Genomic DNA, 12065 nt, shown 5'->3' with positions numbered 1-12065 from the left:
GATTAAAGTCATTACTGAAAGAGTGGTAGGGCTATTTATCACTTGGCCCGCATAAAAGACACTGGCGGCACTTCATTTTCGGACAGGACGCTGTGATGTCTCCCTCACGACCTTCAGGCTGGATGCTGGCGTTACTGGCCACCGCTCAGTTGATCATCGCCCTTGATGCCACCATCGTATTTGTGGCGCTGCCGCAGATCGGCACTCACTTGGATTTCTCTGCCCAGCAATTGCAGTGGGTGGTCAGTGCCTACAGCGTAGCGTTTGGCGGTTTCTTGTTGCTGGGTGGCCGTGCCACTGACTTGTTGGGCAAGCGCCGCCTGTATCGCGTGGGCCAGTCGCTGTATGCGCTATCGTCGCTGGCGGCAGTGGTCGGCGGCAGCGCGGTGTTGCTGGTGCTGGCGCGAGCAGTGCAGGGCGTGGGCGGCGCGCTTTTGTTCCCGGCGACCCTGGCGTTGATCAACACCCACTACGCCGAAGGTCCGGCACGCAACCGTGCGTTCGCGGTATGGAGCGCAGCGTCAGCCGCGGGGTTGGCGCTCGGCGCCTTGCTCGGCGGTGTGCTGACCCAGGTGTGGGGTTGGGAGGCGGTGTTTCTGGTCAACGTGCCGTTGGCTGGCGGTTGTGCATGGGCGGCGCGTTATTGGATTCCTGCCGATGGCGCGCGGGCCCACGGCCGTAATTTCGATATCAGCGGCGCGCTGACCGTGACCGTCGGCGGTACGTTGCTGGTGTTTTCCCTGGTGCAAGGCCCCGAGTGGGGCTGGGCGGCACCGTCGACCCTCGGTTGTATCGCCTTGGCTGTGGCATTGCTGGGGCTGTTCGCCTGGATTGAACATCGCGGCCGCGATCCGCTGATGCCGCTGCGCTTGCTGGCTTATCGAGAATTGCGCATGGCCATGGTACTGACGGCAGTGTTCATGAGCAGCTTTGGCGTGCAGTACTACTTCCTGGCGCTGTATTACCAGCAGGTCTACGGCTACAGCGTCTTGCAAGCGGGCTTGGCGTTTTTGCCGGCAACCTTGGTGTGCACATTTGGCATCTGGCTAGCGGAACGCTCGATGGCGCGGCTGGGGCTGCGCAACACCTTGGTCAGCGGGCAATTGGCCGGCGCGGTGGGGATTGCGCTGGTGTGTTGGGCATTGCCCACCGGGGTGGGATTCTGGTCGCTGCTGCCGGGGATTTTCATCCTGAGCATTGGCCAGGGCATGACGTGGACGGCAATGTGGGTGGCAGCCGGGCTAGGCATCCGTCCTGGGGAGCAGGGCGTGGCGGCGGGGATGGCGTCTACCAGCCAGCAGATTGGTGGCGCGTTGGGGTTGGCGGTGTTGGTGTCGGTGGCCAATGCGGGTGGGATCGAGTTGGCGTTGTGGTGGAGTGCGGCGATTGCGCTGGTGGGAGCGGTGTTGGTGCTGGCGCTGAAAGAGCGCCATCCCATGTCGAACTCATCACAGCAAGCCCACATTTAGAGTGCATGTTTAAAACGCTGACTCAGCGCCCGAGCATCTTCACCCACCGGGACGGCGGCATGCCGTAGGTGCTGCGAAACTGCCGGGTCATGTGGCTCTGGTCGGTGAAGCCGGCGATCAGCGCGGCGTCCACCAGCGACTGTCCCTGCGCCAGCAGACTGCGCACCAGGTCCAGGCGGCGCATCGTCAGGTAGCGGTAGGGGCTGGTGCCGAACAGCACGCGAAAATCCCGCGACAATGCCCAGCGGTCGCGGCCAGCGTGATCAGCGATTTCGTCCAGGGTGATGCTGCGGCCCAGGGTGCTGTGGATAAACTCCCGGGCGCGCTCGGCGGCTACGTAATCGAAGGTCTTACGGCTGACGATCGCCCCCGACGCATTGTTGAGCGCATGGGCCAGGTCGAACATCGCGTCCTGTTCCTGCAACGGGTCAATCGGATGATCGAGGTTCTGCAGTAGCACTTCGCTGGCGCGGAACAGCCTTGGGTCAGTGGATAAACCACTGGGGATAAACGGCAGCGGCTTGCCGCCGAGTATCTGCTGAATCAGTGACGGCTCCACGTAGATCATCCGGTACTTGAAGCCTTCGTCGCTGCCGGCGTGGCCGTCGTGGGTCTCGTCGGGATGAAGCACCATGGTCGTGCCGGGCAGGCTGTGGATCATGTCGCCGCGGTAGTGAAAACTCTGCACGCCAGACAAGGTACGCCCGATGGCGTAGGTGTCATGGCGATGGGGGTCGAACGCAAAGCCCGCAAAGTACGCCTCGATACGATCCAGGCCGCTGGCATGCGGGGCGCGGTGCAGCCAGTCGAGAGTGTGGCTAGGGTTGCCCATGGTGGCGTGTCACAAAAAGAGATGGAAATACGTTAACCCAGTCTGCAACCCTTGTCTGCCGGGGTCTTGTACGATTGTGCAGGCGATTGGCGGGGTCTATGCTCCTTGCTCGTCCCTGCGCTGATGGAGCTGCCCAATGGAAGTTATCAACCCCGCCTACGTGGCTCCCCTGGTCTCGCTGGCCCTGCTGTGGACGGTGGCGGTGGTCACGCCTGGGCCCAACTTCTTCAACACGGCACAGTTGGCTGCCAGTTGTTCGCGCCGCCATGGCGTGGTGGCTTCGGCGGGCGTGTCCACCGGCACGATCATGTGGGGGCTGGCGGGTGGCCTGGGCATCAAATCGCTGTTTACCGCCGCCCCCATGTTGTACCTGGCGTTCAAGATCATCGGCGGCTGCTACCTGATTTACCTGGGGCTGAAACTGTTCAAGCGCTCGGCACCGGCGATGGGCCAGAGCCTATTGCCGGATGACACGCGACGTTCGCTGTTTTCCGCCTGGCGCCTGGGGTTGTTGGGCAACCTGTCTAATCCCAAGGCCGCGTTGTTCGTCGCCACCATCTTCGCCTCCACCATGCCGCCGTCTCCGTCGCCGATGCTTTTGACCCTGGCGGTGATCACCATGGCCAGCTTGTCGTTCAGTTGGTATTCCTGCGTGGCGTTGGTGTTTTCAAGTGCGCGCATGGCCAACCTCTACAGTCGCTCACGCAAATGGCTCGATCGTTTTGCCGGCGGTTGCTACGTGTTGTTCGGCGCACATCTGGTAGCGAATCGCTGACCGCCCGTGGTAAGAAGCCTTACTTTCAACAGTGAGGCGAGTCATGAGCAAGGTGCGGGTGGGGATTATTTTTGGTGGTCGTTCGGCTGAGCACGAGGTCTCGTTGCAGTCGGCGCGCAATATTGTCGATGCGCTTGACCGTGCACGCTTTGAGCCGGTCCTGATCGGCATCGACAAGGCCGGCCACTGGCACCTCAACGACACCTCGAACTTCCTGATCAACCAGGAAAACCCGGCACTCATCGCCCTTAACCAATCCAACCGCGAACTGGCGGTGGTGCCCGGCAAAGCCAGCCAGCAGGTGGTGGAAACCTCCGGCAACGGCCTGCTGGCACACATCGACGTGATCTTCCCCATCGTCCACGGCACCCTCGGCGAAGACGGCTGCCTGCAAGGTCTGCTTCGCATGGCTGACCTGCCTTTCGTCGGCTCCGACGTGCTCGGCTCGGCAGTGTGCATGGACAAGGACATCAGCAAGCGCTTGCTGCGCGACGCCGGCATTGCCGTGACGCCGTTCATTACCCTGACCCGCAGCAACGCCGCGCGTACTTCCTTTGAAACTGCGGTGAATAAACTCGGCCTGCCGATGTTCGTCAAACCGGCCAACCAGGGCTCTTCGGTGGGTGTGAGCAAGGTTGGCAACGAGGCCGAGTACCACGCCGCCGTTGAACTGGCGCTGGGTTTTGATCAAAAGGTGCTGGTGGAATCCGCCGTGCGCGGCCGCGAAATAGAATGCGCGGTGCAGGGTAACGAAAACCCCGTCGCAAGCGGCTGCGGCGAGATCGTGGTGAGCAGCGGTTTCTACTCCTACGACAGCAAATACATCGACGGCCAGGCGGCCCAGGTGGTGGTGCCGGCTGATATCAGCCATGAAGCCAGTGAGCGTATTCGCCGCTTGGCCCTTGAAGCGTTTGACGTGCTCGGCTGCGCAGGCTTGGCGCGGGTCGATGTGTTTTTGACCGACGACGGCGAAGTGCTGATCAACGAAATTAACTCACTGCCCGGCTTCACCCGCATCAGCATGTACCCCAAGTTATGGCAGGCGGCGGGGATGAGCTACAGCGAGTTGGTGAGCCGGCTGATTGAGCTGGCGCTGGAGCGGCATGCGGGGCGTAAGGGCTTGAAGATCAGCCGCTAACGGATGGGATAAATACCTGTGGCGAGCCCGCTCGCCACAAGGTGAGACGTAGGTTCGTCAGGGTTTACGAGCAATCCAAGAATAAATCAACGTCTTCGCTTCCGCCGGGTGATGGGTTCTCCTGCGGTAGCTGGCAAACGTCGGCGAGGTGCAGTAAGTGCATACCTCGCTCACGTCGATCTGCTCTCGCTTGATACCCGCCGCTTGCAGCAACAACAACCCATAGCCGCTCAAGTCAAACCAGGCGCTACCTGCTTGCCTTGCATGGGGCGGGCTAATTTCCGGTGACCGCAGCGGTGCCGGTTGCTCCAAGCTCCACGGTGCCAGGCCGTGTTGCCACAGGTGCCCCTGGTCAATCTGGAACTCGGCGATAAACCCTTCGCTCACCTCATAACAGCACGGCTTGATCGAAGGGCCGATACCCACTTGCAACTGGTTGGCTGGTATCCCCTCGGCGGCAAAGCGCTGCATGACGTTGGCGATAATCCCGCGTTGCAGCCCCTTCCAGCCGCCATGTACTGCGGCGACCCGTTCGCCCGTTTTCGATGCGAACAGAATGGGCAGGCAATCTGCGGTGATCACCGCGATCGGGTGAGCGTGGTGCGTCAACACACCATCGGCCTCGATCGTGTTGGGTACCTGGCCCGCCTGCCATTCAATCACTGAGGCGCTGTGCACTTGCTTGCAGATGAACACGTCATCCGGGCGCAGTGGGTCATCTATCGAACAGAAACCGTGGTCGATGCCAGGGATGGCAGCGAGATTTTCAGCCTGATGCAAGGGATCACCTCCGTTCAATAAAGTCAGTCGCCGAGCGCTTCGCCTTCGCGTCGAGGGTCGGCGCCACCGCTCAGCGATACCTTGCCCTGGGCGTCCCGCTTGAGCACGATGGCCTGTATGCCGCTGGTCATGTCGATCTCGCTCAGTGCATGGCCCTTGTCCTTCAACGCCTGCTTCAGCCCTGGGCTGAACAAACCGGCCTCCAACTCGGTAGCGCCATTGCGACTGCCGAAGTTGGGCAGGCTGATGGCGGCTTGCGGGTCGAGGTTCCAGTCGAGCATGGCCACCAGGGATTTGCTCACGTACTCGATGATTTGGGAGCCGCCCGGCGAACCGACCGTGGCCAGCAACTCACCGCTCTCGCGGTCGAACACCAGGGTCGGCGCCATGGCCGAGCGCGGGCGTTTGCCGGGTTGTACGCGGTTGGCTACCGGCTGACCGTTTTCTTCGGGGATGAATGAGAAGTCGGTCATCTGGTTGTTGAGCAAAAAGCCCTGGACCATCACATGGGAGCCAAACGCGGCTTCCACCGTGGTGGTCATCGACACGGCGCCGCCCATGTCGTCCACGGCCACCACTTGGGAGGTGGAAATGCGCAGTGGCGAACGGTCCGGCGCATAGGCCACTTGTATGCCCGCAGGCTGGCCTGGCTTGGCGATGCCCATGCTGCGCTCACCGATCAGCGCGGCGCGTTGGGCCAGGTAGTTGGGCGCGACAAGGCCGGCGGTCGGCACCGGCGTAAAGTCTGAATCAGCCAGGTACAGCGCGCGGTCGGCGAAGGCCAGGCGACCGGCTTCGGCGATCAGGTGCACGGCCTCGGGCGTCGGCTCAAACCCGGCAGGCAACGCGCTTTTTATCGGTGTCATCGGTGCGATAGCCAGGCGCGGGTCGCGGGCTTCCAGGGCCTGCAACGTACCAAGGATCTGCGCGACCGCAACCGCGCCTGACGACGGCGGCGGCATGCCACAGATTTTCCAGCGTTTGTAGTCGGTGCACAGCGGTTCGCGCTCCTTGGCGGCGTAACCCTTCAGGTCGGCCTGGGAGAGGCTGCCCGCATTGCGATTGCCCTGCACTTTGCGCGCAATTTCATCGGCAATTGGCCCGTGGTACAGCGCGTCAGGGCCCTCGTTGGCGATGCGCTTGAACACGGCGGCCAGCGCCGGGTTTTTCAGCAGCGTGCCGGTGGCTTTGGGTGTGCCATCGGCATTCAGAAAGTAGGCGGCCATCTCCGGCGATTGCGCAATAAATCGGTCAGCCGCGATCAGGCTGTGCAAGCGTGGTGAAATGGCGAAGCCCTGTTCCGACAAACGAATCGCTGGCTCAAACAGCTCGGCCCATCGCAGTTGACCGGTCTTCTTATGGGCCATCTCCAGGGCTCGCAGCACACCGGGCGTACCCACCGAGCGCCCGCCAATCTGCGCGTCGGTGAAGGTCATCGGTGTGCCGTCGGCGTTCAGGAACAACCGCTCCGTCGCGCCTGCCGGCGCCGTTTCCCGACCGTCATAGGCGTGCACCTTTTTCCCGTCCCACAGCATGATGAACGCACCGCCGCCAATGCCGGAGGATTGCGGCTCCACCAAGGTCAACACCGCCTGCATGGCGATCGCTGCATCAATCGCCGAACCGCCTTTGCGCAACATCTCGCGCCCGGCTTCGGCGGCCAGCGGGTTGGCGGCGGCGGCCATATGGCGTTCGGCGTGTTGAGTGATCAGGTCGGTGCGATAGCCCGAGCCCAGCTCCGGTGCCGGCGGCTGTTCGTTGACCGGGGTGTGACAGGTCGCAAGGGCCAGGGCTGCGGCAATAACCGACAACTGACGGCGAGAAATCGAAAGCACGTGCTGAACTCCGTTCATTTTGAGAATGATCTGTTGTCCTTGGGGCAGCGGTTTACAGGTGCGTCGCAGTGAGCACTCCGTGTGTGGGGAGGCTGGGACACTAACAGTGGCAAAGGAGGGCGTCAAAAGCGGCCTACCCTGGGATAGGCCGTGTGGCTCAAGTGATCAGAAGTCCCAGCGGGTGGTCAGCATGAAGTGACGCGGCGCGCCGTAGATGGCGGAGTTATAGAAACCCACGTTGGTGTAGTAGTACTTATCGAATACGTTATTCAGGTTCAGCGTCGTCGACAGGTTTTTGGTGAATTGGTAGCGCGTCATCAAGTCCACCACCCAGTAGGACTCCTGGGAAAACGCGTCCGTCGTTCCTTTGGGACCGTTGTAGATGTCCTGCCACACCGTGTTCTGCCAGCGCAGGCCACCGCCGACGCTGACTTTGTCCAGATCGCCCTCGAGCTTGTAGATGGTGAACATGCTCACCTGGTCCTCGGGCTCGAAAGTCGAGATTTTTTTGCCGGCATCGTCGCGCACCACTTTGTGGGTGTAGCCGCCCTGCAACTGCCAGCCGGGGGCGATTTCGCCTGACAGTTCCAGTTCATAGCCCTTGGTCGTCGCGTCGGTGCCCTTGAAGGCAAAGTTGGGCGGGGTTGGGGTCTGGTTGTTGTATGCATCGTCGGGCAGGGAGCGGTTGCTTTCCTTGACTTCGAAGTACGCCAGGCTGGCGTTCAGGCGACCGTCGAGGAATTCGCCCTTGAGGCCCACTTCGTAGTTCTCGCCTTCGTCCGGGTCGATCAGCTTGCGGTTCCGGTCGAGGTTGTAGCTTTCCTGGGGCATGAACACATCGGTGTAGCTGACATAGGCCGACAGGTTGTCCGTGAGGTCATAGATGGCCCCGGCATAGGGAATGAAACGCCCGGTCTCTCGGTAGGTGTCGGTGGTGCCGGTCAGGGTGTAGTCGACCACGCGCCCGCCGAGCAACAGTTTCAGATCGTCGGTGAGGTTCCAGCGGGTGGTGACGTACATGCCGGTCTGGCGAATGGTGTCGTCGATGACTTGTGAGGCCACGCCCCAGTCCGGCTTGGCCAGGTTGCCGTGCCAGTTGAAGTAGTCGACCAGGTTGGCCGTGGGGAAGGTTTCGTCCCAATAGCCCTTGCCCTTCCAGTGGGCGGTGCTGATGGAGCCGCCGACCACCAGGTCATGTTCGCGACCGAGGAAGTTGAACGGACCGCTGAGGTACAGGTCGGCGGAATCGCTGGTGGTCTCGCCTTTGTAGCGCTGGGCGTTAATGTCGGCAGTGCCATCCGCTGCCGGCTGGTAGAACTGGATCGCACCCATCTGGGCATCGTAGCCATTGAGCTTGTGGTCCAGTTGCAGCTTGGTGACCCAGCCGTCGCCGAGGTCGTGCTCCAGGTTCGCGAACACCGTGCGGGTGTATTGCTGCCAACTGCTCCAGTCGGTGGCATTACTGAAAGACCGCTTGGCGTCGTTGAGCGCACCCGAATAGTTGAACAGCGGGAAACTGCCGGACCAGGTCGAACCTTTGGGTTTGCTGTCCTGATAATCGGCGCCCACGGTGAGCAGGGTGTCGGGCGATAGATCGAATTCGAGGATGCCGTAGAACACTGAGCTTTTGTTGGAGTAGCGGTCGATCCAGGACTTGTTGTCCTGATATGCCGCTACCGCCCGCCCGCGCACATTGCCGGTTTCGGTCAGTGGGCCGCTGACGTCCACTTCCGTGCGGTAGTGATCCCAGGTGCCCGCCGCTGTGGTGATATGGCCGAGGAATTCCGATGTGGGTTTCTTGCGTACCAGGTTGATGGTGCCGCCCAGGGAACCGGCGCCGCTGAGCAGGCCAGAGGCGCCTTTGAGTACTTCGACACGGTCATAGATCGCCATGTCGCTCAGGGTGTTGCCAGCCGAATAGGCCACGTTGCGCACGGCCGAGGGGATGCCGTCGTACTGGAAATTGTTGATCGAGAAACCGCGCGAATAGTAGTTGCTGCGGTCGGTGTCGTAGGCCGAAACGGTGATGCCGGGCGTGTGGCGCATCACGTCGTCAACGCTGTCGAGGGCGAAGTCATCCATGTGCTGGCGCGTGACGACGCTGATGGACTGTGGTGTTTCCCGGGGCGTCAGTACCAGGCGCGTAGCCGTGGCGATGGTCCCCGGGGTGTAGGAGCCAGTGCCTTCGGTGACGGTGCCCAGTTGGTTGCTGATCACCGTGGTGGTGCCCAGTTGCAAGGCCGCGCCGGGTTGTTCGGTGCGGTTCAGTATCACCGCGTTGGGGCCGTTGGGCTCGAAGCTCAGGGGCGTGCCTTTGAGCAGTTGGGCCAGCGCTTCCAGGGCGGTCATGCGGCCGCTGACGCCGGGCGATTCGACGCCCTGAGCGAGGTCCGCCGCGTAGGCAATTTGCAGCCCGCTCTGCACACTCAATTGATCCAGGGCATTGACCAGTGACTGACGCGCTATCGCGAAGCTGCGGGTGTCCGCCGCTTCGCGAGTGGCTGGCTGGCCTGCTGGCTCCACCGCAACCGCCGGGCTGCACGCCAGGCAGATGGCGAGCGCGAGCATGCTGCGGGCATGGGTCGGATTGAGTGTTGGAAAGTGCATGTGAGCCCCGTTAGAAATAGGAATGATTTGCAAAGGCAAAGTTCTTGACGGGTTGAACCTTCGAAAGCCGTAAAACTTTTCGAAGGTATCGGGGGCTCTGTGTCAGCGAATCACCAGGATGCCACCGGGCAGTCGCTGGGCGTGGGTGGACGTGACTTTACTCAACGCCTGTACGATCGCCAGGGGATCGTCCAACTGGTAATTCCCGCTGACCCGCTCACCGGCGGCGGCATCGTTGAATAACAGGATCGGCGCCGGGTAGTAACGCTGGATCTCTTTCAGCACCTGCACCAGTGGCGCGTTCTGGAATGACAGTCGCCCGTTGATCCAGGCCATCTGCCGTTCACTGCCTTCCAGGGACAGCGGTTGCAGTTGACCATCTCGTAGCTGTTGCCAGTTACCCGCCTGCAGCAGGCTCTGCTCGCCCTTGCGGTTGGCGAAGCGCACCTGGCCTTCGCGCACGGCGACAGTGACCTCCGAGTCTCGCTGGCTGACGCTGAATTGCGTGCCGACCACGGTCACGCTGGCCTCGTTGGTCTCGATGCTCAGTGGGCGTTTAGAGTCGTGGGCGGCCTCGACGTAGAGCTCGCCACGCAATAGCTTGATGCGCCGCTGGGCGCCGTCGAAGGTGGTGCTGATTGCGCTGTGGCTGCCCAGCACGATGTGAGAGCCATCTTCCAGGTCAAAGCGTTCCAGCTGCGCGACGTCGGTCATGTGATCGGCTTGCAGGCGCATCGGCACGTCGGCCATCCAACCGATGCCCAGTGCGAGCAACAGGGTCGCGGCGGCAGCCACAAAACGTGTCTTGGGAGGCTTGGTGGTTACCGGGGAAGGGGGCAATTCAAGGTCGACGGCGAGGTCTTTCAAGGCTTGTTCGAAGGCGCGGTTTTCCCACAGCGTCTCCACTTCGGCATAGGCGGTGGCGTGCAGGGGATCGGCCGCGCGCCACTGCTCAAAGCGCTGACGGGTGATGAGGTTGCGCGCACTTTCATCGCGCAGGGCGAACCAATCAGCCGCCTGCTCACGTACTGCTTCGGGAATGACGGGACGGTCAATCATGGTAGGTCGTTTGCTTGACGCAGGCAGTGAGGGCTTGGCGCAGGTCTTTTTCCACCGTACTCAACGACACCTGCAGGCGCTGGGCGATCTCGCCTTGGGACAGGTCGTGCAGTCGATGCAATACCAGGATTTGTTGCTGGCGTTTGGGCAAGGTAGCGAGCACCTGTTGAAACCGCTGCAGTTGCTGCTGGCCCTGAGCCTGGCTCTCCGGTCCGGGTGCCATTGTGGGCACCTCGACAACCAGGCTTTCGGCCAAGTGGCACTCGTAGCGCCTTTTACTGCGCACACTGCGCAAATGATCAAAGGCCAGATACTGCGCAGTTTGATAAAGAAACGGCTTCAAGTGTTCGATCGGGCGGGTGTACAGCGCCTTAGCTACCTTCAGATAGGTTTCCTGGGCCAAGTCCTCCGCCTGGCTCGAACAGCCGACGACGCGCGACAGCATACGGATTAACGCACTGCGCTGCCCGATGAAAACGGCGCTGAGTTTTTCCTGATCCCCTGGCGTCCCTGTCTCCATGGCCCCTGATACCTTGATGCTGCATTGCGCGGATAGCGGGCATACTAATGAGAAGCTGTCTCATTTGATAGGGTGATGGAAGATTTGTTTGTCTACGCGTCAGCCCAGTCGCAACACCATCGCCCCGGCGGCAATGATGCACGCGGCCACGATGCGGGCGCGGGTCAACTGCTCTTTGAGCACCAGCGCCGAGATCACCACGCCAAACAGAATCGAGGTCTCCCTGAGCGCCGCAACCGTGGCAATGGGGGCCGCGGTCATAGCCCACAGCGCCAGGCCATAGGACGCGACGGTTCCGAAGCCACCTATCACGCCGGGGCGCCAGTGACGCGCCAGATAGCGGCTGAATTCGCGTCGACGGCGGGCCAATGCCCATGCGCCGAGTGGGATGCCGGTCAACAGGAATATCCACAACGTGTAGGCCGCTGGGGCGCCGGATTTGCGCACACCTATTCCGTCGATGAGGGTGTAGCCCGCGATGACAGCCGCGTTAAGCAGCGCAAGGAGTATCCCTTTACGCTGACCGGCTGAAGGGGCTGCTGCCATGCTCAAAATACCGATGCAGATCACGGCAATGCCGAGCCAGGCAAATGCGGACAAGGATTCGGACAGCAGCCCTAAGCTCGCCGTCGCCACCAGCAACGGCGCGGTGCCCCGCATGATCGGGTAGGTCTGGCTCATGTCGGCAACGCGGTAGGTCGAGGCGACCAGTACGAAATACAGCACCTGGAATATCACCGACGCGCCGATGAAGGGCCAGCTTTGCGTCGCAGGCACTGCCAGGAACGGAATGACCGCCAGCGCGATCAGTGAAGCGAAGGACGCGATCATGCACGTGGTCAGCAGCTTGTCGTCACCCCCCTTGACCACTGCATTCCACGTGGCATGCAGCGCAGCGCCCAGCATGATGATTACGAACACATCAAGGCTCATGAAGGGATGTCCTGTGGGGTTCAGCGCCGCGTCGTGGAGGTAGACCGTTGCGAGTATGCCTCAGCACTTTTCTACAGGCATAAAAAAACGGCCTACCTTTCGGTAAGCCGTTTTTAG

10 protein-coding genes are annotated in these 12065 nt (G+C 61.6%); 3 read left to right on the top strand and 7 right to left on the bottom strand.

Translation table 11 applies throughout. The features are described 5' to 3' along the window. Positions 1-122 precede the first annotated feature (122 nt). On the top strand, positions 123-1469 hold the full coding sequence (locus G9Q84_RS03395; RefSeq protein WP_099601914.1) for an MFS transporter: 1347 nt from the start codon (positions 123-125) through the stop codon (positions 1467-1469). Positions 1470-1491: 22 nt separating this feature from the next. On the opposite strand, the gene G9Q84_RS03390 is transcribed toward G9Q84_RS03395, so the two are convergent. Continuing rightward, positions 1492-2301, bottom strand: coding sequence for an AraC family transcriptional regulator (locus G9Q84_RS03390; RefSeq protein ID WP_122764703.1), 810 nt, complete (start codon positions 2299-2301; stop codon positions 1492-1494). A 136-nt stretch (positions 2302-2437) separates the two neighbouring features. Here G9Q84_RS03390 and G9Q84_RS03385 point away from each other — a divergent pair, with 136 nt between their 5' ends. Continuing rightward, entirely contained in the window at positions 2438-3076 is a 639-nt protein-coding gene (locus G9Q84_RS03385) for a LysE family transporter (protein ID WP_095183754.1), read from the top strand. 43 nt (positions 3077-3119) lie between these two features. Beyond that, positions 3120-4214: a D-alanine--D-alanine ligase gene (ddlA, locus tag G9Q84_RS03380; protein ID WP_181642886.1), complete on the top strand. Its 1095-nt coding sequence runs from the start codon at positions 3120-3122 to the stop codon at positions 4212-4214. A 57-nt stretch (positions 4215-4271) separates the two neighbouring features. On the opposite strand, the gene G9Q84_RS03375 is transcribed toward ddlA, so the two are convergent. From G9Q84_RS03375 to G9Q84_RS03350, 6 genes are all read right to left on the bottom strand, one after another. Next, a complete protein-coding gene (locus tag G9Q84_RS03375) occupies positions 4272-4994 on the bottom strand; it encodes a purine nucleoside phosphorylase YfiH/LACC1 family protein (RefSeq protein ID WP_181642885.1) in 723 nt (240 codons plus the stop codon). A 23-nt stretch (positions 4995-5017) separates the two neighbouring features. Next, a complete protein-coding gene (ggt, locus tag G9Q84_RS03370) occupies positions 5018-6847 on the bottom strand; it encodes a gamma-glutamyltransferase (protein ID WP_181642884.1) in 1830 nt (609 codons plus the stop codon). Between the two features lie 147 nt (positions 6848-6994). Then, the gene (locus G9Q84_RS03365; RefSeq protein ID WP_181642883.1) at positions 6995-9436 is read right to left on the bottom strand and encodes a TonB-dependent siderophore receptor; all 2442 of its coding nucleotides are present in this window, start codon (positions 9434-9436) and stop codon (positions 6995-6997) included. A 102-nt stretch (positions 9437-9538) separates the two neighbouring features. Further along, positions 9539-10495: a FecR family protein gene (locus G9Q84_RS03360; protein WP_181642882.1), complete on the bottom strand. Its 957-nt coding sequence runs from the start codon at positions 10493-10495 to the stop codon at positions 9539-9541. After that, a complete protein-coding gene (locus G9Q84_RS03355) occupies positions 10488-11015 on the bottom strand; it encodes an RNA polymerase sigma factor (RefSeq protein ID WP_099601919.1) in 528 nt (175 codons plus the stop codon). The genes G9Q84_RS03360 and G9Q84_RS03355 overlap by 8 nt, the downstream gene beginning before the upstream one ends. 99 nt (positions 11016-11114) lie before the next feature. Further along, a complete protein-coding gene (locus G9Q84_RS03350) occupies positions 11115-11936 on the bottom strand; it encodes an EamA family transporter (protein ID WP_338104068.1) in 822 nt (273 codons plus the stop codon). Between the last annotated feature and the right edge of the window lie 129 nt (positions 11937-12065).

It is taken from the genome of Pseudomonas sivasensis (assembly GCF_013778505.1).
Taxonomy (GTDB): Bacteria; Pseudomonadota; Gammaproteobacteria; order Pseudomonadales; family Pseudomonadaceae; genus Aquipseudomonas; species Aquipseudomonas sivasensis.
This window is presented reverse-complemented; position numbering and strand designations above follow the sequence as displayed.

Excerpts from the sequence above, each read along its gene's own strand:
- G9Q84_RS03395 (WP_099601914.1), top strand. The coding sequence starts at position 123 with ATGCTGGCGTTACTGGCCACCGCTCAGTTGATCATCGCCCTTGATGCC.
- G9Q84_RS03390 (WP_122764703.1), bottom strand. The coding sequence starts at position 2,301 with ATGGGCAACCCTAGCCACACTCTCGACTGGCTGCACCGCGCCCCGCAT.
- G9Q84_RS03385 (WP_095183754.1), top strand. The coding sequence starts at position 2,438 with ATGGAAGTTATCAACCCCGCCTACGTGGCTCCCCTGGTCTCGCTGGCC.
- ddlA (WP_181642886.1), top strand. The coding sequence starts at position 3,120 with ATGAGCAAGGTGCGGGTGGGGATTATTTTTGGTGGTCGTTCGGCTGAG.
- ggt (WP_181642884.1), bottom strand. The coding sequence starts at position 6,847 with ATGAACGGAGTTCAGCACGTGCTTTCGATTTCTCGCCGTCAGTTGTCG.
- G9Q84_RS03365 (WP_181642883.1), bottom strand. The coding sequence starts at position 9,436 with ATGCACTTTCCAACACTCAATCCGACCCATGCCCGCAGCATGCTCGCG.
- G9Q84_RS03360 (WP_181642882.1), bottom strand. The coding sequence starts at position 10,495 with ATGATTGACCGTCCCGTCATTCCCGAAGCAGTACGTGAGCAGGCGGCT.
- G9Q84_RS03355 (WP_099601919.1), bottom strand. The coding sequence starts at position 11,015 with ATGGAGACAGGGACGCCAGGGGATCAGGAAAAACTCAGCGCCGTTTTC.